The sequence below is a fragment of the Bradyrhizobium sp. LTSP885 genome, assembly GCF_000938305.1.
GTDB lineage: Bacteria > Pseudomonadota > Alphaproteobacteria > Rhizobiales > Xanthobacteraceae > Bradyrhizobium.
On sequence record NZ_JYMT01000039.1, the window covers coordinates 76,279 to 97,354 of the forward strand.

The following is a 21,076-nucleotide window of genomic DNA, read 5'->3' on the forward strand; positions in this document are numbered from 1 at the left end:
GGTGTCAGAATCGCGATGTGTGCGGACCAGCCGGACGGCACGGCGGCATCGGGGCGGGCGGGAACGGATTCGATGTCCGGGATATTGTTGGCGGGGCGGGAGCTGACTGCCCGGCTTGACGAAGGTCGCGGAAGCACAGGTGCAAGACCATGAACGAGACGGATCTCGCCGACATCTACCGACACTACATTGCCTGCCTGAATCGGCAGGACTGGCCGCGGCTTGGGCAGTTTGTTGACGCTGACGTGCACCACAACGGCCGGCAGCTCGGCCTGTCAGGTTATCGCGCAATGCTGGAGCAAGACTTTCGCGACATACCGGACCTTCGTTTCAACATCGATCTGCTGGTGTGCGATACGGCTCATGTCGCAAGCCGGCTCGCGTTCGATTGCTCGCCAAGGGGCGAATTCCTCGGCCTTAATGTCGACGGGAGACGGGTCTCGTTTGCCGAGAACGTGTTCTACGAATTTCGCGGCGGCAAGATCGTGCAGGTATGGTCGGTCATCGACAAGGCGGCGATCGAGGCCCAGCTTTAGCGGGCCGTGAACCGCATCTACTTATGCTCGAGATGCCAGGCGCCATTCCAATCCGCCGCGGGAGGGATCTGTCTGAATGCCTCGATGCGTGCCTTGAATGCCACCGATGGGCCATCGCCCGGCACAACGTCCAGCGCCGCCGCGAATGCACGCTCCGCATCGTCCCAGCGCTGCTCGCGATAGGCCGCGAGGCCAACGGCATAGTGCTGCCGCAGCTCGGACTGTGCCGGCGTCAACTCGCCCGACTTGCCCATGATCTCGAACACAGTTTGCGGCTGGGTCTGGCCGACCACGACCAGCCGGTCGATTTCGCGCAGCTCGATCGTATCCGCACAGGATGCGGCGGTCGCCTCCGAGATCAGGGAGCGGCTGCCGTAGAACTTGTTGGCGCCCTCCAGCCGCGAGGCGAGGTTCACGGTGTCGCCGAGCACGGTGTAGCTCATCATGAATTCGGAGCCGATGCTGCCGACCAGCACCTCGCCGGTGGCGATCCCGATGCGGATGTCGCAGTCGGTCGGGATCGCGCGCACGCCGAGCAGCTCGGGCAGGTCCTTGCGCAACTGGGCGACGCGCCCGGTCATGTCGATCGCGGCCAGCGCCGCGAGATGCGTCTGCTCGGCCTCCTCGACAAAGGGCGCCCCCCAATACGCCATGATGGCGTCGCCGATATATTTGTCGATGATTCCGTTATGGGTATGGACCGGTGCCGACATGGTCGAGAGATAGAGGTTCATGATCTTGACCAGGCCGCGCGGCGTCACGCCTTCGCTCAGGGACGTAAAGCCCTTCATGTCGCAGAACATCACCGTCATGACGCGGCGCTGCCCTTCGGTGGCGGCGAGCGCCGGCTGCTCCAGCAGACCCTCGGCGATCCGCGGATTGATGTAGCGGCCGAAGGTTTCGCGGATGCGCTGGTTGTGGCGCAGGGTCTCGATCATGCGGTTGAAGGCGGCCGAAAGCTGGCCGATCTCGTCCTGGGTCGTGATGCTGATCGTGCCGTCGAGACGGCCGGCCTCGACCTCGCGGGTGCCTTCCAGCAGCCGCATCACCGGGCGCGTGATGCCGCTGCCGACCAGCATCGCGAACACGAAGCCGAGCACTGCCGCAATCACGGTGACGATGGCCGAGACGATGATGGCGCGCTGCTGGGCGGCCATGACGGTCTTGGCACTGGCGCCAACCTGGGCCAGCATGTCGGCGCGAATGCCTTCGATCCGGCTATTGAAGTCGTCGCGCAGGGCCTCCGCGTGGAGCATCGTCTTTCTGGCGGAAGCGAAATCCTTCGCGTCAATTTGATCAATGATGGTCTTGTTTTCGGTATTCAGCCGGACCAGCAGGTCGTTGAGGGCATTGTCGATCCGGTCGTCGATGCGGCCGAGGGCGGCGTTGTCGGAAGGCGTCGAGGCATCGTCGATGATCGCGCCGATCAACTTGCGCGCGGCATCGGCCTCCTGGTTGATCACCGGATTGATCTCATCGAAGGTCTTGTGCGCGGCTGCGTAGATTTCGTCTTCCGCCGGTCCCTGCATCTTCGCCATCATCATCCGCCGCATGGCGAGCGACCGCTCGAGCGAACGGACATTGACGCGGGCGAGGTGGGCGTAAGCGGGGATGTAGCGGTTGGTCAGCTCGTCGAGCAGATGACCGACCTGGCCCGCCATCACCATCGACAGGACAGACGTGATGACCGCAAGGACGATCAGCCCCGCGGCGATGCCGACGATCTTTTGCCTGATCGAGCTCCGAAACATGCCCTGCGCTCAGCCTGGCCGCGGATGCGATATGAGGGAATGGCGATCCGACATCGCGGCGCAACAGCTAATAGAGTTCCATGGCGCCGGGCGCAAGCCGAGCAGGGCGGTCTGCGGCCAGGGGCTTTGCTCCCAACGCAGGCCTTCTTAAACCATCAGGCCGCGGGCAAGGGGTGCAGTCCAGCACTGTCACTGTAACTCACTGCATGCGCGGGTGATGACACTGAACAAGGTGTGATGCTGAAGTGCAGGCGGCTAGACTAGCGCAGGCCTTCGTAGACCATCAGGCCGCGGGCGATCGCGAGCTTTCGCAACGCGCGCGGCACGAATCGCTCCGGCGGGTGCAGATAGCGCCACGAGGTCAGCACCAGATCGCTCAGCTTCGTGGCGTTGTCCTCGAACGGGGCGAGCAGCCCGGTGAGGCTCGCGGGCACGTGCACGCGGGCCGTGAAGGGCAGCAGCAGCAGCTCGAGATGCGCGCGCTCGCCGGTCTCGGTGGTTGCGGTGAGGCCTGCGATCGCAGGCAGCGTCTCCTCGGCGACGGCGCTGATGATCTCCTCGATGTCGCTGCGGCTTCCGCCGGTGAACAGCGCGGAAAAGCTCCGGTCCTTGAGGTCGCAGCCGAGCAGGGCCGAGGTGCGGGTGCCGGCAACGCGGAAGGGATATCCGGCCTCGTTGTCATAGGACAGCACGAAAATGTCAGCCAGCAGCTCGCGCACCGCGGAAGGCTCGAACTCGCTCCGGTCAGGTGCGCGCGCATCGCCGCGCTTCGCATTCCAATATGCGAAGAACTCGCGGCTGGACTTATGTTTCATTCGAAGAACCCTGCCCGGCGCATGTTTCAGCGGGACACATCTGTCCCGGTTTCATGCACGCGCCTTCCCTTCTCTGTTGTGCAGGGAAGGCTTTGCAGCGTCCATGCCGGGGCCGCGTTTTGGGCGGTTTATCGACGACTTTGCGTCGTTAACGTAAATTTAACTATACGCTTGGCACCCGCGGCGGGCCCGCGTAGGGTCGTGCCATTCCCGTTTGCGCCGGTTGCCTCCAAGGGCCGGCGGCTTACGTTGACAGGTGGCGTCAAACAGTTTGGTCGTCGCGCGGGGAGGGGTGGGGATGGACCCCCGGTCCTTCTGGGGCGCGAGAAGATCAACCGAATGAGGGAGGGTGTTCTCAGCACCCTCCCTCTTCTTTTGGAAATGTCTCGTGTCCCGGACGCAGTGCAGCGCGCAGCGGTGCACTGCAGAGCCGGGACCCATGCCAAACCCGTTCACGAATTCAGCTGATCGGCCAGATCCCGCCAATCTGGATTGAGCTCCTCGATCGGCTTGATCTTCCATGCCCGCCGCCATCGCTTCAGGGAATGCTCCCGTGCGCGTGCGTCCAGGATGGAGTCGAACGCCTCGAAATAGACCAGCTGGTCGACATTGTATTGTCGCGTGAAGCCTGGAACGAGCTTGGCCTTGTGCTCGGTTATCCGGCGCGCAAGGCCGGAGGTCCCGGCTCTGCGTCGCATCACTGCGTGCTGCGACGCGTCCGGGACACGGAGAGTTGCCCGATCAGCCGATTGTGCACTTGCACTGTGCCGCGTAAGCCGCCTATCTGAGGCTCAACCGCCGTATTCGAGGTCGTCGACCCCCTTGGACTCCCCACCCGAATCCCCGCTCACGCCGCCGCCGGAGGCGCCGCGCGAGCCGATCCTGACGCTGCCGCCGGCGCTCACCGCCTACATCGTGCTGATCGCGGTGATCCATCTGCGGGTGCTGCTGCCGCCGGAGCTGGAAAACTGGACGATCGATGTCTTCGGCTTCATCCCCAAGCGCTACGATTCGACGCTGCTCGATATCACCTTTCCGGGCGGGGCCGGCGCCAAGGTCTGGACCTTCGTCACCTATTCGCTGCTGCACGCCAATCTCACCCATATCGGTTTCAACGTGCTGTGGCTGTTGCCGTTCGGCAGCGCGCTGGCGCGGCGCTTCGGCGCTATCAGGTTCTTTGTTTTCATGGCGGTGACGGCGGCTGCCGGCGCACTCGCGCATCTCGTGACCCACGAGCATGCGATTGCGCCGATGATCGGTGCATCGGCGTCGGTGTCGGGGACGATGGCGGCGGCGATCCGCTTCGCTTTCGTGAAGGGCAGCTTCCTCTCGTTCAGCCGGGGCGACGCCGAGGCTGCGGCCAAGGTGCCGGCGCTGCCGCTGTTGCGCGCGCTGCGCGACCGGCGCGTGCTCGGATTCCTGGCGGTCTGGTTTGCCGTCAACATCGTGTTCGGGGTTGGCTCGCTCGCGATCGGTGTTGGCGATGGCGCGAGCGTTGCCTGGCAGGCCCATATCGGCGGCTTTCTCGCCGGCCTGCTGCTGTTCTCGCTGTTCGATCCGATACCGCGCGCGCGAGATGATGCTGCAGATGCGTCGTCGGTGGATCAGTCCGGCCGCGTCTGATCGCCGCTTGCGGGAGGGGGCGAATTCCTCCATCATCTTCACGACGAAGGCAGCCGGGCTGACAAAATACAGCCGCGCGCTATTGTCCGCGCCCTGGAACCGAAATCGGCGCGGACCTGTTGATTGAAGGCTCAACGAACAGGCTCGATCCCCGTTCAAGGGGACGCGAACGGATTCAAGGAGGCGACAATGACGGTACGTTCCATTCTCGATACCAAGGGCCACCAGATATTGAGCGTCGAGCCCGACGCGAAGCTGGCGGCCGCGGTCAAGCTGCTCGGCGAGCGCAAGATCGGCGCGGTGCTGGTAATGAGCCAGGGCCGGATGGAAGGCATCCTGTCGGAGCGCGACATCGTGCGCGTGATCGGTGAGCGCGGCGCTGCCGCGCTGGACGAGCCGGTGAGCGCGGTGATGACCAAGAAGGTCGTCAGCTGCCGCCAGTCCGACACGGTCAGCGGGATCATGGAGATGATGACGACGGGCAAGTTCCGCCACCTGCCTGTTGTCGAGGACGGCAAGGTGGTCGGGTTGATCTCGATCGGTGACATCGTCAAGCGCCGCGTGCAGGAATACGAGCACGAGCAGGAGGCGCTGCGCGACTATATCAAGACCGCCTGAGCGCTATTTGCCCGTGGTGCCATTGCCGGTCGACGGCACCAGGATATCGATCGCTTCCTCGATCGCGCCGATCGCGCGCTCGGCGGCACGGATGCCGTGCGCGATCAGGTCGTCGGCGCGGTGGAAGTCGAACCAGCCGATCTGGCCGACGCGCGGCGAAATCAGCATGTCCGGCGGATCGCCGGCGAGGCGCGCGCGGGTGATGCGGTCCTGCATGATGTTGAAAGCGTCGACCATGACGCTCGAGATACCCGGCCGGGTCGCGCTGCCGAAGAATTCGCGCTTCACGGTACGCTCTGCGGAGAAGAAGCGGCCGAAGCGGCGCTTCGGCGGCTCGGGGTCGGGCGCGGCCTCGGCGGTCACCGCCACCGTCACCTCGGGCGCGGCGGCTGCGCCATGATTGTAGATCGTGGTGGAGTGCGCGAACACGTCGCTGGAGAGGTTGGCCGCAATCACGATCTCGGCGCCGAGCGCGCGCGCCGCCGACACCGGCACCGGGTTGACCAGCGCGCCGTCGACCAGCCAGCGATCGCCGATCAGGACCGGCGCGAAGATGCCGGGCAGGGCGTAGGAGGCGCGCATGGCGTCGACCATGCTGCCATGGGTCAGCCAGATCTCATGCCCGGTGCGCACTTCGGTCGCGACGCTGGCGAATTTGACCGCGAGGTCCTCGATCATGACCTTGCCCAGCGCCGCTTCGATCTCGGCGGCCAGCTTGGTGCCACCGATCAGGCCGGAACCGTTGAGGCGGATGTCGAGGTAGCCGAGCACGCTGCGCGGCTGCAGGCCGCGGGCCCATTGCTCCAGTGTCTCGATATGCCCGGCGGCATAGGCGCCACCGACCACGGCGCCGATCGAGGTGCCGACCACGACGTTGGGGACGATGCCGTGGGCCAGCAGGGTCTTGATGATGCCGATATGGGCAAACCCGCGTGCGGCCCCGCCACCGAGGGCAAGCCCGATCACGGGACGGCGAACCGTTCCCAATCCTATTTTGTCGGGTCCATCGGAGCCCCTATGGCCTCGACCCATCCAGCTATCCAGCACGACAGCATCTCCTTCGGGGCGGGAGACTAGGCCCCGTGGCACGGCTCCGCCAGAATCGTCATTATCCATGGTTTATATGCATGGTTTATGCCCGGCGGGGTCGCCGTAGCCAGAGATTACGACTTGACCGCGACGCTTTGACTAACGTCGGCTGGAACGGCCGGGTTCCAATCGGGGACGGTGCCGTCCTGAGCAATAGGGAAGGCTTGAATTTGCCGCGGTTTCGTTGAAAAGCATGGCGATGACTTTGAGGCGCAATGGCATCGGCAGATGTGGGTGGGGCAGACGGCTTCTCCCGCTGCTGGTGCTCGCCGCCATCGCAACCGCCGTGATTCCCGGTCCCGTCTCGGCCCAGTTGTTCGGCGATCGGCCGCCGCCGGTGCCGCCGGCCTCGGTCCCGGATGTACCGTCCGGCCCGGCGCTCAATCTGGCGCCACCGTCCGGGGCTGCTTCCGGGCCGGTCCTGCCGGGGCCGCTGACCCAGCCGACCATCGTCCAACCGTCGATCGCGACTGTTCCGCCGGTGGTGCCCCCGCCGGGCGCTTCGACCGCGGGTCAGGCGGTGCTCTCGCTGACGGCGCGGTACGGCAAGGACCTTCCCGTCATCAACAGCGGGTTGGTGTGGCGGGTGTTCTCCGACAAGCCCGATGACAACGGCACGTTCAAGCTGGTCCGCGAGGAGCGCGGGCCGACCCCCAACATCGTATTGCCGCCGGGCAATTATGTCGTCCACGTCGCGCTCGGCCTCGTGAGCGCCGTGCGCGCGGTCAATTTGAAATCGGAGACCGACCGTGAATCTTTCGTCTTGCCGGCCGGTGGCCTGCGGATCGAGGGCCGCGTCGGCACCAGCAAGATCCCCGCCAACCAGATTTCGTTCGGGATCTACAAGGGCAGCCAGTTCGACGGCTCGGATCGCGGTGCGCTGGTGCCGAACGTCGCCGCCGGCGACGTCGCGCTGCTGCCGGAGGGGACCTACTACATCGTCTCCAACTATGGCGACGCCAACTCGGTGGTGCGCTCGGATATCCGCGTCCAGGCCGGCAAGCTGACCGACGTCACCGTCACCCATCGCGCCGCCGTGATCACGCTCAAGCTCGTCAGCGACAAGGGCGGCGAGGCGCTCGCCAACACCGCATGGTCGGTGATCACGCCGGGTGGCGACGTCATCAAGGAATCGATCGGCGCATTCCCGCGCGTCGTGCTCTCCGAGGGCGAATATCGTGCGATCGCCAAGAACGAGGGCAAGGTATTCGAGCGCCCCTTCAACGTCGTCAACGGCGTCGATGGCGAGGTCGAGGTCGTTGCGCGCTGACGGCTGACGCAGTCGCGTTTCATGCAACCGTCATAGTCGCTAAAGCGCACTAACCATCGCGCGACTTTAAGCCGTCACAATCACCGCGACAGCAAGCCATTTCCACATTTTTTACACGGCGTTAAGCGCCGCTGACTTGGATGCTCGCGGGGACAAGCGTTTGCGTGAGTGGGGCGTGCCGTGGTCGTGGCCAACAAAAAACCGGAAAAGACATCAGCCAAGTTCAGCAGCGAGATGTTCGCCGACGTTGCGGTCCTGCAGCGCAAGTGGCAGGCGGCCGTCAGCCTGGGTGAGAAGCTGCCGCGCTACGAAGACGTGATGCTCGGCAGCCTCGGCCGGCTCGCGGATCACATCGCACTGCTGCGCAATGACGATGGCGCGTTGCGCGTCTCCCACACCGGCCGCTACATCCAGACATGGCTGAACGATGAGCGCTGGGATATCCCGCTCAGCGCGCTGCCGCCGGATTGCGCGACCGCGCTCGGCGAAGCCGCGGCGAGCGCGCACGCGAACGGCCGTCCCTATCTCGCGTCGGCACACTGCGTGCGTGACGGCCTGGTGCGGACCTATGACGTGCTGGCGCTGCCGACACGATCGCGCTGGGGCGGCACGCTGGTCGGCGTCTACGTCAACGAACGCGATGCGCAGTACAATCTGCTGGATACGATCTTCTCCGCCACCGATGAGGGCGTGCTGTCGCTTGCCGCGATCCGCGATCCGCGCGGCGAGCCGTCCGATTTCCAGGTCGTGCATCTCAACCAGGGTGCCGCAAGGCTCTTGATGCAGCCCGCGACCGATTTGCTGTGGCGCCGGCTCGGCGCCGGCGGCAACCCGCTTGCGGCGCCGGAAGTGATCGAGCGGCTGCGCGAATTTGTCAGACGAGGCGGCGGTGGGCAGTTCGAGATCGACAGCGGCGATCGCTGCCTTCGGCTCGGCGTCACGGCATTCGGCGACATGCTGTCGCTGACGGTCTCCGATGTCACCGCGATGAAGCGGCGCGAGGATTCATTCCGCCTGCTGTTCGAAAACAACCCGATGCCGATGTGGGTGTTCGACGCCGGCACGATGGAGTTCCTCAGCGTCAACGATGCCGCAGTTCAGCACTATGGATATGCCCGCAAAAAATTCCTCGGCATGACGCTGCGCGAGATCTGGCCGCAGGATGAATGGGCTCTCCACAGCGAGGCATTGCGCGAGATCGGCGACGTCTATCAATCCAGCCGCGACTGGCGGCACATCAAGGCCGACGGCAGCGAGATCCATGTGCTGACATTCGGACGCAAGGTGGCGTTCGATGGCCGCGACGGCTATCTGGTCGCGGTGGTCGACATCACGGAGCGCCGCGCCGCCGAGGCGCGGATCGCCCATATGGCGCACCATGACGGGCTCACCAACCTGCCGAACCGCGACTTTTACCAGGAACGCCTGTGCGAGGCGCTGGAGCGCAGCCGGTCCGGCAACAAGCGCGTCGCGGTGATGTGCGTCGACCTCGATTTGTTCAAGAACGTCAACGATTCCTTCGGTCATCCGATGGGCGACCGGCTGCTCAAGCTGGTGGCGGAGCGGCTGAGAGCGGCGGTGCAGGGCGACAATCTGGCGGCCCGCCTCGGCGGCGACGAGTTCGCGATCGTGCTCGCCGCCGACGTTTCGCCGAACGAAGCGAGCGCGTTTGCCGAGCAACTCATCGCGGTGCTGAGCGCGCCGTACGCCATCGACGGGCTCGACATCGTGGTCGGTGCCAGCATCGGCATTGCGCTGTCGCCGAGCGACGGCATGACGACGGAGGAGCTGATGCGCAACGCCGACATGGCGCTGTACCGCGCCAAGTCCGAGGGCGGCGGTGTGCACCATTTCTTCGAACCCGAGATGGATCAGCAGGCCCAGAAGCGCCGCGACCTGGAGCGCGACCTGCGTGCGGCCTTCGCCAATGGCGAATTCGAACTGCACTATCAGCCGCTGGTCGATATCGCGGCGGATCGCATCAGCGGCTTCGAGTCGCTGCTGCGGTGGCCGCACCCGCAGAAGGGCATGGTCTCGCCTGCGGAGTTCATTCCGGTTGCCGAAGATATCGGCCTGATCGTAGCACTCGGCGAATGGGTGCTGCGCGAGGCCTGTTCGGAGGCAGTGAAATGGCCCTCCAATGTCAAGGTCGCCGTCAATTTGTCGCCGGTGCAGTTCCGCAGCCGCAACCTGGTTCAGGCGGTGATTTCGGCGCTGGCCCATTCCGGCCTGTCGCCGCGCCGGCTCGAACTCGAGATCACCGAGTCGGTGTTCCTGGCGGAGACCGAGGCCAACCTCGCGATCCTGCATCAGCTGCGCGAGCTTGGCGTCAGCATCTCGATGGACGATTTCGGCACCGGCTATTCCAGCCTGAGCTATCTGCGCAGTTTTCCGTTCGACAAGATCAAGATCGACCGGTCCTTCATCAAGGATCTGGCGCGGCGCTCGGATTGCCTCGCGATCGTGCGCGCGATCTCCGGGCTCGGCCGCAGCCTCAACATCACCACGACCGCGGAGGGCGTCGAAACCATCGACCAGCTCGATTGGCTGCGCGCCGAAGGCTGCAACGAGGTACAGGGCTTTCTGTTCAGCGCGGCGAGGCCCGCGGGCGAGATCGGGGCACTGCTGGCGGGATTTGCCACACGGGCATCGAAGGCGGCGTAGACGCCGCGAGCGCGATCTCAGAACCGCGTCACGATCTCCGACAGCGCAGGGCGCGGGCGGTCTTCGCTCGGCTTGGTCGGGGTGCCGATATGAATCAGGCCGACGAGCTTTTCGTCCGCCTTCAAACCCAGGCCGTCGAGCACGTCGCGGTCGGAGACGTACCAGCCGGTCAGCCAGCAGGCGCCGTAGCCGAGCGCGGTTGCCGCGGTCACGAGGTTCATCGCGCTCGCGCCTGCCGACAGCTCCTGCTCCCACGCCGGCACTTTCGGGTGTGGCCTGGTGAAGGAGACCAGGCCGATCACCAGCGGCGCATCGGTCAGGCGCTTCTTCTCAATCTCGATATCGGATGCCGGCGCGCCGGGATGCTTCATGGCAAAGACGTTCGCGATCACATCACCGGCGCGGGAACGGGCCTCACCTTCGAACACGATGAAGCGCCAAGGCGCGAGCTTGCCGTGGTCGGGCACGCGCGCGCCGATGGTCAGGATGGTCTCGAGCTCGGCCGGCGAGGGGCCGGGCCCGGTCATCTCGCGCGGTTTCATCGAGCGGCGGGTCTTCAGAAGTTCAATCGCATCGGGCACGGAAAATGTCCTTGGCAGGGATATTTGGGAGCGTGGTAGCCGTGCCCCCGAGATAGGGGCACGGCCGGGCCTGCGAAAGCCAGTTTAGACCGATTGTGAAGATCAGGCCGCCGATTGCGCGCGCTTCACGTCCGGCGGGGTCGCTTCATCCACCAGTGCTGCGATCGCCTCATCGGTCGGCATCACGGTCTGGCGCTCGCTGCCGAGGCGGCGGACGGAGACCGAATGCGTCTCCGCCTCCTTCTTGCCGACGACGAGCAGCGCCGGGATCTTGGCCAGCGAATGCTCGCGGACCTTGTAGTTGATCTTCTCGTTGCGCAGGTCGATCTCGACCCGCAGGCCGGCGCGGCGCGCCGCTGCTGCCACCACCTTGGCGTAGTCGTCGCCTTCGGAGGTGATGGTCGTCACCACCAGCTGGGTCGGCGCGAGCCAGAGCGGGAAGTTGCCGGCGTAGTGCTCGATCAGGATGCCGATGAAGCGCTCCATCGAGCCGCAAATCGCGCGATGCACCATGACGGGCACCTTCTTTCCGCCGTCGTGGTCGATATAGAACGCGCCGAACCGTTCGGGCAGGTTGAAGTCGACCTGGGTCGTGCCGCACTGCCAGTCGCGGCCGATGGCGTCGCGCAGCACATATTCGAACTTCGGCCCGTAGAACGCGCCTTCGCCCGGATTGATCTCGGTCTTGATGCGGTTGCTGCCCTTGGCCTTGATCTCCGACAGCACGGTCGCCATCACGCGCTCGGCGTGATCCCACATCTCGTCGGTGCCGACGCGTTTGTCGGGCCGGGTCGAGAGCTTCACCGTGAGCTCGCCGTCGAAGCCGAAGTCAGCATAGGTCGACAGGATCAAATCATTGATCTTCAGGCACTCGTCGGCGAGTTGTTGTTCGGTGCAGAACACATGCGCGTCGTCCTGCGTAAAGCCGCGCACGCGCATCAAGCCGTGCATCGCGCCCGATGGTTCGTAGCGGTGCACGACGCCGAATTCGGCGAGCCGCAGCGGCAGGTCGCGATAGCTCTTCAGGCCATGCTTGAAGATCTGCACGTGTCCCGGGCAGTTCATCGGCTTCAGCGCGAACCAGCGCTTGTCCTCGGCCTCGTCACCGGCCGACTGTGCCGCGAACATGTTCTCGCGATACCAGTCCCAGTGACCGGAGGTTTCCCACAGCGACTTGTCGAGGATCTGCGGCGCATTGACCTCGCTGTAGTCCTCGGCCAGCCGCCGCCGCATGTAGGCGATCAGCTGCTGGAAGATGGTCCAGCCCTTGGCGTGCCAGAACACCACGCCCGGGCCTTCCTCCTGGAAGTGGAACAGGTCGAGCTCGCGACCGAGCTTGCGGTGGTCGCGCTTCTCGGCTTCCTCGATCTGCTTCAGATAAGCGTCGAGATCGTCCTGTTTGGCGAAGGCCGTGCCGTAGATGCGGGTCAGCATCGGATTGTTGGAATCGCCGCGCCAATAGGCGCCGGCGACCTTCATCAATTTGAAGGCGTTGCCGATCTTGCCGGTCGAAGTCATGTGCGGGCCGCGGCACAGATCGAACCAGTCGCCTTGGTAATAGATATTGATCGGCTCGTTGCCGGGAATGGCGTCGACCAGCTCGACCTTGAAGGCTTCGCCCTTGTCGCGGAACACCTGCTTGGTCTTTTCGCGATCCCAAACTTCCCTGGTGAACGGCTTGTCGCGCGCGATGATCTCGCGCATCCGCTTCTCGATCGCGGCAAAGTCTTCCGGCGTGAACGGCTCGTTGCGGAAGAAGTCGTAATAGAAACCGTTCTCGATGACAGGGCCGATCGTGACCTGGGTGCCCGGCCACAGCGCCTGCACGGCTTCGGCCAGCACATGCGCGGCATCGTGCCGGATCAGCTCCAGCGCACGAGCGTCATCGCGTGCGACGAAATCGATCCGCGCATCCGCTTCGATCGGGTCGTTGAGATCGCTCAGCGCGCCGTTGAGCGCCATCGCCACCGTGCGCTTGGCCAGCGAGGGCGAGATGCCCCTGGCAATGTCGAGGCCGGTGGTGCCTTTGGGGAATTCGCGCTTTGCGCCGTCGGGGAAGGTGATCGCGATCTTGTGCAAGGGTTCGGCGGGTTTGAGGTTCGAGAGGCCGTACTGGAATCCGGATTCGGACTTGGGCGTGTCGGTCATTGATGTCTCCTGGGGCTCACTCCTGCGAACGAGCGCAGGTAAGCAGAAACAGCGGTATAGCAGGGGATTCGGGCAGAACAAGCTGGCAATATCAAGAAAAACGGAGCGCTGGGACTGGCGGAACAACCGGTGTCCGGCGTGCCACCGAACGTTGCGACCCCGTCAGTCATCGTCTAACGTCAGGAGCTATTTTCCTGCCGCGAGTGGTCCCGTCATTTCATGTTTGCCCGCATTCTGTTTCTCGTGGCCTCACTGTCGATCCCGAGCGCATTGCGTGCGGAAGAAACACCGGCCGAGAAGGTCGGATTTGCGCCCAGGCTGACGATCTATCTTGCCAAGGGAGCGCCCGACGCGTGCGGGCCCGGCTGTAACAGCTGGATCGCCATCGAAGGCGAGATCGATCGGGATGCGGCGCCGCGCATTCGCCGTTTCCTCGCCGGCGTCAAGGACACGCAGCGCCCGATCTACCTTCATTCGCCCGGCGGCAACGTCGAGCAGTCCTACGCCATCGGACGGTTGCTGCGCGGCCGCAAGGCGGTCGCCCGGATCGGCCGGACCAACGCGACCGCGTGCGCCGCCGGCACGCAGGTCGACGCCGCATGCCTGAAGGTCAAGAACGCAAGCGGTGAGGTCGAGGCCGAACTCACCACCCGCAACGCGATGTGCAATTCGGCCTGCGGCTACCTGTTCCTCGGGGCGACGTCTCGCGAGGTGGCGCCCGACGCGGCGATGGCCGTGCATAACTCCAAGCTGACATTCGTGGTCCACGGACATCCGCCTCCGCAGGCGGTCGCGGACTACAGGCAGCGCCAGATGGTGACAGCCGATCGCGATCGCGTGGCCTATGTCTCGGCAATGGGGATCAGCCGCGAGCTCAACGATCTGATCCGGACGGTGAAGTTCGAAGACCACCACGTGCTGACGCGGCCCGAGCTCTATCGCTTCGGGATCGATACGCGGCCGTTGCCCGAAACGACATGGACGCTGGAGAAAGAGGCGCGGCCCTTCATCCGCAAGATCGCGCTGGAGAGGAAGGACAACGGCGCCTCGTTCCGCACGATGGAGTGGCGCCTGTTCTGCGAGAACAAGGATCGCGCGCGGCTGATGTTCGTGCGGGAGTTCGACGAGAGGACCGCCGGCAAGAGCACGGTGGTGATGATGGCCGACGCCGACAAGTCGGTGGCGTTCGGGAGATATCCGGCGCGGGTCGGAAAATACGAGGTCTGGAGCGACGCGGTGAGGCCTGATACGCTCAAGGCGATGTTGGCGGCTCAGCATCTGCAGGTGGGCGAAAGCCCGTCGACATCAGACGGCAAAGCCGGACCCACGACGTTCGACATCGGTACGACCGGTCTTGAGCCGGCGTGGACGCAGCTTCTGGCGTCGTGCCCGGCGCCCACTTCCGTCCCGAAGCCCGCGGGCCCGTTGCCGGCGGCTGCATTGCCAAGCGTAAGCGTCGCGCCCGCGCACTGAGCGCAAGAAAACGCGGCAAAACAGGATCTAGTCGGCGATCCGCGTCAGGACCGCCTTGAAGTGCACGCCTGGCATTTGCAGCGCCTCGCCCTCGAAGTCGACCATGTCGCCATTCTCGGTGCCCTTCAGCATCAGCGTGATCCTGTCGGTCCCGAACAGCGACTTGGCGTCCGGATCGGGATTGTGACGCAGGGTCGAGATCTTGACCTGAATGCCATCGACCCGGTCATTGTAGTTACCGACGAATGCGAAAGCCGAATTGCCGCCGCGCAGCTTGCCGCCGGTAGCGTAGAGCACGCCGGTGCCGGTGCCGTGAACGGTATGATATTCAACGCGATATAGGCCTTCCCTCACACCCATCCCCAGCCACTATCCCCGGAGCAAGCCTATGGGAGGCGCAAGGCGCCAAATGTGAACTGGTTCACACTTCGTGCAGCCGTCAACATCGAAATTTGAAAGGGCAGACAGGCGCGCAGGGCGTCGCTTCAGCGGCTCGTTGGCGCGCTCGCCATGCGCGTCAACGCTGGCGTCGCCGCCATCTTGGTCAGCACGGCCTGGATCGGAAATTCGGTCCAGGCCTGTGTCACGTAGCTGCGATGGGTGATGCCGTCGCGCGTCTGCACGAAGACCACGCTACCGGGACGCAGCGGCCCGTCCATGCTCTCGCTCACGGCGATACCCTTGCCGCGAAGCATCGACATCAACTCGCGGTCGCGCGGCCTGGTGTAGTGGGTGTAGGAGCTGACGAAGAAGCCGGTGCGGTTGTTCTCGATCCAGGACGCGAACTTGTCGAGCTCGCCGTAGACCGCATCGAGCAGCAGCACGCCGCGGACGCGACTGGCAGCGCCGCCGACCTCGAGGCTCCAGGCGGTCGGCAGGAAACCGCCGCTGTAACCCACGATCACCACCGGCATGTTGGCGAACACTTGCGCGGATTTCGGGTCGCCGTAGAGACGGGCGAGATGGCTCGCGGACTCGTCGAGGAAGCGCTTGAAGCCGCCCGGTTGCCAGAACTTGCCGGCGCTGGAGTCGGCCGCATCGACGGCCATTTGCGGCGCAAGCAGCACCGCGTTGACGCCGGAATCGGTGATCTGCTGCGGCACCTGCTGGCGGTCGCGCACGTCGCGCTCAAGCGTCGCGCCGTTGCCGTGGAAGAACACCACGATCACGCCGGGCTTGTTGGCGTCGAAGCTCTCGGGCACGTGCACCAGCACGCGGTTGTCATTGTAGGTTTCGCTCTGCCAGAAGACGCGGCCGCCATAGCTGCGATGGCCGCGGCGGTCGCCGTTGCCGACATTGAGGAAGGGGGCGTCGGTGCGCGGGTTGTTGCCAAAATAGGGGAAGGCGGAAGATTTCATGCTGACCAGCGTGGTCATATCCTCGCGCTCGGTCGGTTGCGGCAGCGTCAAGGTTGGCGAGATCGAGGCGACGCGAACCGGCGAGGGCGCGGTTTTCGGCGCCGACTGAGCTGGTGCTGCGGCCGCGGTCCGCTGGTACGGAGCAAGGCTCTCCTTCTCGGTCGGGAAGCGATCCTTGAACTGCGGTGCCGGAAAGCGATCCTCGAACGTATCGCCGGTTGCCTGGGTGTTGGCCGCCAACATGCCGGCGTTCGGCGCCTTGCCGCATTGGGCGAGGGGCAGCGCCAGCGGGATCAGGATGCAGCCGGCTACGATCCAGCGGCCGCGCCGGCGAGACGATCGCGCATGCCGTGTCGCGCCCAGTGAAATCACCCGGCCCACACGATCATGACTGTCGAATTTCGGCTGTGCCCCGAACATCCACCCTTTGCCCCACACCCACCGGCAAACGACGTATTTTGGCTTGTCGGTGTTTAGGTCACGTTAAGCTTCCGGAGCGTTTCCCCACATCCGGAAGGCATCATGAGACCACTCAATCGTGTCCTGATTGTGGGAGGGGCGCTGCGTTTGCGATTTCCGGCGACGACCGGGCAAGCTGGATGCGGGAAAGAGGTATTATAAAACCTTTTTCATGTCCCAGTTTAAACCATTGTTAACGCTGCTTGAATTGCACGCCGCGAGCCTGCACCATGGCGGCACTCCGGCGCACGGCGGCTGAAGGTACGGTCGAGATGGCGGCATCACCTACGGGAAGCGCGGCGTTGCGCGGCCCGCTCCCCGGCACTGGCTCGACCGTTTCGGTCCTGACGGCGACCGCGATCGTTGTGGCCGACATGGTCGGCGTCGGCGTCTTCACCAGCCTCGGCTTCCAGGTCAAGGACATCCCGTCCGGCTTCTCCATCCTGCTGTTGTGGACCGTCGGCGGTATCGTCGCGCTGTGCGGGGTGTTCTCCTATGGCGAACTCGGCGCCATGTTTCCGCGCTCGAGCGGCGAATACAATTTCCTCGGCCGGGCCTATCACCCGGCCTTTGGCTTCCTGGCAGGTTGGGTGTCGGCGACCGTCGGCTTTGCCGCGCCGGTTGCGCTCGCGGCGATGGCGTTCGGCGAGTACGGCCGCGCGGTCCTGCCTGGCGTGCCGCCGCTCGCGCTTGCGATCGGCGTGGTGTGGCTGGTGTCGATCGTGCAGCTCACCGGAGTCAGGCATTCCTCGACGTTCCAGCTGGTCGCGACCATCCTGAAGGTGGTCTTGATCGTCGCCTTCCTGGTGGCGGGCTTCATGATCGCGACGCCGCAGCCGGTGTCGTTTGCGCCGTCGTCGTCGGACCCCACCCACGTGCTGAGCGCCCCGTTCGCCATCAGCCTGGTGTTCGTGATGTACTCGTTCTCCGGCTGGAACGCCGCGACCTACATCATCGGCGAGATGCAACTGCCGGAACGCAACCTGCCGCGCGCGATGCTGTCGGGCACGCTGATCGTGCTGGTGCTCTATGTCGCGCTCAACGCGGTGTTCCTGCACACGGCGCCGATCGACAAGCTCGCCGGCCAGCTCGACGTCGCCCGGATTTCAGGCAGCTATATCTTCGGCGAGGTCGGCGGCCGCGTCGTCGGCGCGATGATTTGCGTCGGGCTGATCTCCTCGATCAGCGCGATGATGTGGATCGGCCCGCGCGTGATGATGACGATGGGTGAGGATATTCCGGCGCTGAATCTGTTCGCGCGGCGATCGGCCAGTGGCGCGCCGGTCTATGCCATCCTGTTCCAGGTCACGGTCGCAAGCCTCATGCTGTTCACCCGCAGCTTCGAGGCCGTGCTCGATTTCATCCAGTTCGCGTTGCTGTTCTGCTCGTTCTTCGCCGTGGCTGGCGTGATCAAGCTGCGCATCACGCATCCCGAACTGCCGCGGCCCTATCGTGCCTGGGGATACCCGATCACGCCGGTGGTTTTCCTGCTCGTGACCGGCTTCATGATGTACTATCTCTTGACGCAGCGCCCGCTGCAGTCGGCGCTCGGTATTTTGATCATGATTTCAGGCCTTTTGATCTACGCGATCTTCCGCAAGCGGCCCGATCAGCCTGCGACCGAACACCCGGGTTAAGAATGAAAATGTTGTTGTCCGCGAGAACGTTGGCCCTGGCGTTGACCTTGGTGGCCGCGATGCTGGTGGCGGCTGTCATGCCGGTGCGCGCCGCCGACGTGACACCCGACGACACCGCGCGTTTCCTTGCCGGCATGCAGCCATCCGCCGATTCGCCGTTGCTCCCGTTGACCAAGGACCCCGCCTGGCAACGGCATGCGAAATTCTTCGACGGCGCCTTCGCCCAGCTCGAAGCGCGGCAATTGTCGAAGATCCGCGCCTGGTCCGACACCAATCTCGCCGCGCCCAAGCCGACCATGTTCTACATGTTCTCAGGGCCAGATTTTCTCTACGCCAACGCGTTCTACGGCAGGGCGACGACCTACGTGCTGAGCGCGCTGGAGCCGCCCGGCGCCGTGCCCGACCTCGCCAAGTTGCCGCGCGGCGCTGTTAACAACGCGCTTTACAGCGTCGAGCGCTCGCTCGGATCGATCCTGAGCTTCTCCTTCTTCATCACCAAGCAGATGAAGGTCGACCTGCACGCCGGCGAGGTCAGCGGCACCTTGCCGATCCTCTATGTGTTCCTGGCGCGTTCCGGCAAGACGGTTCGCGACGTCAAGCCGGTCACCATCGACGAGAACGGCACGCTTAACGTCGGCGCCGATGCAGCCGCGCGCAACGTGGTCCATGGGACGAAGATCACCTTTGCAGGCTCCGACGGGGTCGAGAAGACGCTGTACTACTTCTCGACCGATCTCTCCAATTCCGGCGCGAAGGCGAGCGGCTTCCTGAAATTCTGCGCGACGCTTGGACCCGGCAACAGTCTCATCAAGAGCGCGTCCTATCTACTGCATTCCGGCAACTTCTCTACGGTGCGCAGTTTCATCCTCGCCAACAGCGCGACGATCATCCAGGACGATTCCGGAGTCCCGCTTGGCTATTACAGCCCGAAGAAGTGGCGCTTCTTCCCGTTCGGCCGCTACCTTGGCCCGATCGGCGAATTCCCGGGGCGCTACCAGGAGTCTTACGCCGAGTTGTTTCGCCGCGCGCAGCCGATCGATTTCGGCATCGGCTATCGCTGGCGTACCCACGAGTCCAATCTGCTGCTGTCTGTGAGGCTGCCCGATGACGGCACGGGCACGGCAGAGGCGACCTCATCGGCCGACGAGCCGCCGTCGGCACCGCCGCCAAGGCCGCGGCCACGCAAGCCGCGTCCACCGCCGCCGCCACCACAAGGCGGCTCCTGGTTCTGGCGTTAGCCCCGAACCAAGGTTCGCCGCATCACCAGTGCACGTTCTGGCTCGGCACGATGAACGCCGTGGTACTCGGCGTCTCCGGGCGGTGCATGAAGTAGTCGTACGCGGCAACAATCAGAATGAGCAAGGCAAGCACGGCCAGCAGATCGATCTGCCGGGGATCGTGCCCGTTGTGGCTGATTTTCCAGCGCATTGTTGTTTCCTCCCAACCGGGGCAAACAAACAATGCGGCAAGTCAGCCACGGTTCCGCGTGTCAGCAATGCGCGGCGTGCCTGGAAGCGCTGCAGCGATCCGTCAATTCGGGTTGACGCCGCGCCAGCGGCCATACCGCCAGGGCAAGTACCAACGCGCGCCGGGCGGTTTCGTCGGCGTCACATTGTCGATCCCGGACGTACCCCAGGGCTGGCAGCGCAGCAACCGCGCCAATGTCATCCATCCGCCAGCCCAAAGTCCGAAGCGCTCGATCGCCTCATCGCCATAGACCGAGCAGGTCGGCAGGTGCCGGCAGTTGTAGCCGACCAGCGGCGACAATGTGTGCCGGTAGATCCAGATCAGGCCGCGGCCGAAATTGCGCGGCAACCGGCGCGTGATGCTGGCACACTCCGTGCATCTGTTTGGATGTGAGGATGAATGATCTGTCGGCGGCATATCGCAACTATGTACGTAGTCTTGCGGGGGTTCCAAGCCAAGGAACTGTGCTGTTGCAGATATTTACGCCACAGTTCGCAACTATCGCAGCGCGCGAATGGCGCTGCAACAAGGGTGCTATGGACGGTCCGGGTCAGCAAGGTTACCGTTTCGACGACGCTGCAGTGACAGAATCATGGCGCGTTGACATGGGGCCGTTGCCACCGCTCGTTTCAGGGGCTTGGGGGAAGGAACCAAATTGAGGCTTGTGAGGTCGCTTTCATTGCGCGGCTGGGCGCTTCTCGGCGCCGTCGGCCTTTGCATCGCAATTCCCGGCACCGTGTCGACGCTGGGCACTTCGGCGCAGGCAAGCTCGACCCTCGAAGAACGCAAGCTGCCGATGAAGTTCAGCTGGATCGCGTGCCAGCCGAATTGCAGGGGCTGGGTGTCCGCGGTCGGCATCATCACCGTCGATAGCCCAAAGGATTTTGACGAGTTCGCGCGCGGCCGCCAGCTCAATGGCGCCACCATCGTGCTCGACTCCAGCGGTGGGTCGGTCAATGACGCGATCACGCTTGGCCGCCGGTTCCGCGGCCTCGGCGCGCTGACCACCGTCGGCACCAGTATCGTCAGCCAGACGCCGCAGGGCGAACGCGCGAGCGTCGTGCCGGATGCCTATTGCGAGTCGATGTGCGTGTTCCTGCTGCTGTCGGGCCAAACCCGCTTTGTCCCGCAGGCCGCCCATATCCGCGTCCACCAGATCTGGATGGGCGACCGCGCCGATGATGCCAGGGCCGCGAGCTACAACGCGCAGGATCTGATGATTGTCGAGCGCGATATCGGCCGCCTCGCCAAATACACCTTCGACATGGGCGGTGCAGGCGACCTGCTGTCGCTGGCGCTCAGTGTGCCGCCGTGGGAAGAGCTGCACGAATTGTCGCCGGCCGAACTGCGGCTGACCAATCTTGTGACCACCGATGCTGTCGCCGACGTGCTGCCGCGGCAGGACAGCGGCGTCCCGGTCGCGGAAGCCAAATCGGAAGCCAAGTCCAGGGATCGCTTCGTCAGCAGTGCGATGGACGGCGAGGCGCAATCGCAAACCGCGAAGGCGACCAAGACCGCGGAGGTTCTTGCTCCGACCGGTGGCGCAGCGGCGCCGACTCAGCCCGCACAATAGGGCTCAATTGAATT

Annotated in this window: 20 protein-coding genes; 10 read left to right on the forward strand and 10 right to left on the reverse strand. The window is 64.5% G+C overall.

Features of this window, described 5'->3' with window-relative positions; all coding sequences use genetic code 11:
• Positions 1-149: 149 nt before the first annotated feature.
• Positions 150-536: an ester cyclase gene (locus tag UP09_RS26750; protein ID WP_044541322.1), complete on the forward strand. Its 387-nt coding sequence runs from the start codon at positions 150-152 to the stop codon at positions 534-536.
• Between the two features lie 17 nt (positions 537-553).
• Here the strand turns inward: UP09_RS26750 and UP09_RS26755 are convergent, their stop codons facing one another.
• The 3 genes from UP09_RS26755 to UP09_RS26765 form a co-directional block, all read right to left on the reverse strand.
• Entirely contained in the window at positions 554-2,287 is a 1,734-nt protein-coding gene (locus UP09_RS26755) for an adenylate/guanylate cyclase domain-containing protein (RefSeq protein WP_044541323.1), read from the reverse strand.
• A gap of 260 nt (positions 2,288-2,547) precedes the next feature.
• Complete coding sequence (locus tag UP09_RS26760) at positions 2,548-3,102, reverse strand: PAS domain-containing protein (protein ID WP_044541324.1); 555 nt, start codon at positions 3,100-3,102, stop codon at positions 2,548-2,550.
• Positions 3,103-3,554: 452 nt separating this feature from the next.
• Positions 3,555-3,800 (reverse strand): GIY-YIG nuclease family protein, encoded by a 246-nt coding sequence (locus tag UP09_RS26765; protein WP_044541325.1) that lies wholly within the window; start codon positions 3,798-3,800, stop codon positions 3,555-3,557.
• Positions 3,801-3,924: 124 nt separating this feature from the next.
• On the opposite strand from UP09_RS26765, the gene UP09_RS26770 reads away from it, so the two are divergent.
• The gene (locus UP09_RS26770; protein ID WP_044541326.1) at positions 3,925-4,725 is read left to right on the forward strand and encodes a rhomboid family intramembrane serine protease; all 801 of its coding nucleotides are present in this window, start codon (positions 3,925-3,927) and stop codon (positions 4,723-4,725) included.
• Positions 4,726-4,914: 189 nt separating this feature from the next.
• Complete coding sequence (locus tag UP09_RS26775) at positions 4,915-5,343, forward strand: CBS domain-containing protein (protein WP_044541327.1); 429 nt, start codon at positions 4,915-4,917, stop codon at positions 5,341-5,343.
• 3 nt (positions 5,344-5,346) lie between these two features.
• Here the strand turns inward: UP09_RS26775 and UP09_RS26780 are convergent, their stop codons facing one another.
• The gene (locus UP09_RS26780) at positions 5,347-6,390 is read right to left on the reverse strand and encodes a patatin-like phospholipase family protein (protein ID WP_044541328.1); all 1,044 of its coding nucleotides are present in this window, start codon (positions 6,388-6,390) and stop codon (positions 5,347-5,349) included.
• 241 nt (positions 6,391-6,631) lie between these two features.
• Between UP09_RS26780 and UP09_RS26785 the strand changes: the two genes are divergently transcribed.
• Both UP09_RS26785 and UP09_RS26790 read left to right on the forward strand, forming a co-directional pair.
• Positions 6,632-7,702 carry an RgsD C-terminal domain-containing protein gene (locus tag UP09_RS26785; RefSeq protein WP_044541399.1) on the forward strand — a complete coding sequence of 357 codons (1,071 nt, stop codon included), beginning with the start codon at positions 6,632-6,634 and terminating at the stop codon, positions 7,700-7,702.
• A 234-nt stretch (positions 7,703-7,936) separates the two neighbouring features.
• Entirely contained in the window at positions 7,937-10,366 is a 2,430-nt protein-coding gene (locus tag UP09_RS26790; protein WP_044541400.1) for a putative bifunctional diguanylate cyclase/phosphodiesterase, read from the forward strand.
• A 17-nt stretch (positions 10,367-10,383) separates the two neighbouring features.
• Here UP09_RS26790 and UP09_RS26795 read toward each other — a convergent pair whose 3' ends face one another.
• Positions 10,384-10,947 (reverse strand): nitroreductase family protein, encoded by a 564-nt coding sequence (locus UP09_RS26795; RefSeq protein WP_044541329.1) that lies wholly within the window; start codon positions 10,945-10,947, stop codon positions 10,384-10,386.
• Positions 10,948-11,049: 102 nt separating this feature from the next.
• Positions 11,050-13,095 (reverse strand): threonine--tRNA ligase, encoded by a 2,046-nt coding sequence (thrS, locus tag UP09_RS26800; protein WP_044541330.1) that lies wholly within the window; start codon positions 13,093-13,095, stop codon positions 11,050-11,052.
• A gap of 219 nt (positions 13,096-13,314) precedes the next feature.
• On the opposite strand from thrS, the gene UP09_RS26805 reads away from it, so the two are divergent.
• Positions 13,315-14,568 (forward strand): hypothetical protein, encoded by a 1,254-nt coding sequence (locus UP09_RS26805; protein WP_044541331.1) that lies wholly within the window; start codon positions 13,315-13,317, stop codon positions 14,566-14,568.
• A 27-nt stretch (positions 14,569-14,595) separates the two neighbouring features.
• Here the strand turns inward: UP09_RS26805 and UP09_RS26810 are convergent, their stop codons facing one another.
• Both UP09_RS26810 and UP09_RS26815 read right to left on the reverse strand, forming a co-directional pair.
• A complete protein-coding gene (locus UP09_RS26810) occupies positions 14,596-14,922 on the reverse strand; it encodes a GrlR family regulatory protein (protein ID WP_044541401.1) in 327 nt (108 codons plus the stop codon).
• Between the two features lie 131 nt (positions 14,923-15,053).
• A complete protein-coding gene (locus UP09_RS26815) occupies positions 15,054-16,346 on the reverse strand; it encodes an alpha/beta hydrolase (protein WP_349643932.1) in 1,293 nt (430 codons plus the stop codon).
• 311 nt (positions 16,347-16,657) lie between these two features.
• On the opposite strand from UP09_RS26815, the gene UP09_RS26820 reads away from it, so the two are divergent.
• A complete protein-coding gene (locus UP09_RS26820; RefSeq protein WP_044541403.1) occupies positions 16,658-18,022 on the forward strand; it encodes an APC family permease in 1,365 nt (454 codons plus the stop codon).
• 8 nt (positions 18,023-18,030) lie between these two features.
• Positions 18,031-19,260, forward strand: coding sequence for a hypothetical protein (locus tag UP09_RS26825; protein ID WP_044541404.1), 1,230 nt, complete (start codon positions 18,031-18,033; stop codon positions 19,258-19,260).
• Positions 19,261-19,282: 22 nt separating this feature from the next.
• Here UP09_RS26825 and UP09_RS38200 read toward each other — a convergent pair whose 3' ends face one another.
• Positions 19,283-19,450 carry a hypothetical protein gene (locus tag UP09_RS38200; protein WP_197082745.1) on the reverse strand — a complete coding sequence of 56 codons (168 nt, stop codon included), beginning with the start codon at positions 19,448-19,450 and terminating at the stop codon, positions 19,283-19,285.
• A 102-nt stretch (positions 19,451-19,552) separates the two neighbouring features.
• Positions 19,553-19,906 (reverse strand): membrane protein insertion efficiency factor YidD, encoded by a 354-nt coding sequence (yidD, locus tag UP09_RS26830; protein ID WP_082070300.1) that lies wholly within the window; start codon positions 19,904-19,906, stop codon positions 19,553-19,555.
• Here yidD and UP09_RS38205 point away from each other — a divergent pair.
• Together UP09_RS38205 and UP09_RS26835 are read left to right on the forward strand one after the other, a co-directional pair.
• Positions 19,885-20,148 (forward strand): hypothetical protein, encoded by a 264-nt coding sequence (locus UP09_RS38205; RefSeq protein WP_197082748.1) that lies wholly within the window; start codon positions 19,885-19,887, stop codon positions 20,146-20,148. The genes yidD and UP09_RS38205 overlap by 22 nt on opposite strands.
• The gene (locus tag UP09_RS26835; RefSeq protein WP_044541332.1) at positions 20,145-21,062 is read left to right on the forward strand and encodes a COG3904 family protein; all 918 of its coding nucleotides are present in this window, start codon (positions 20,145-20,147) and stop codon (positions 21,060-21,062) included. Before UP09_RS38205 ends, UP09_RS26835 begins: the two co-directional genes overlap by 4 nt.
• Positions 21,063-21,076: the final 14 nt, after the last annotated feature.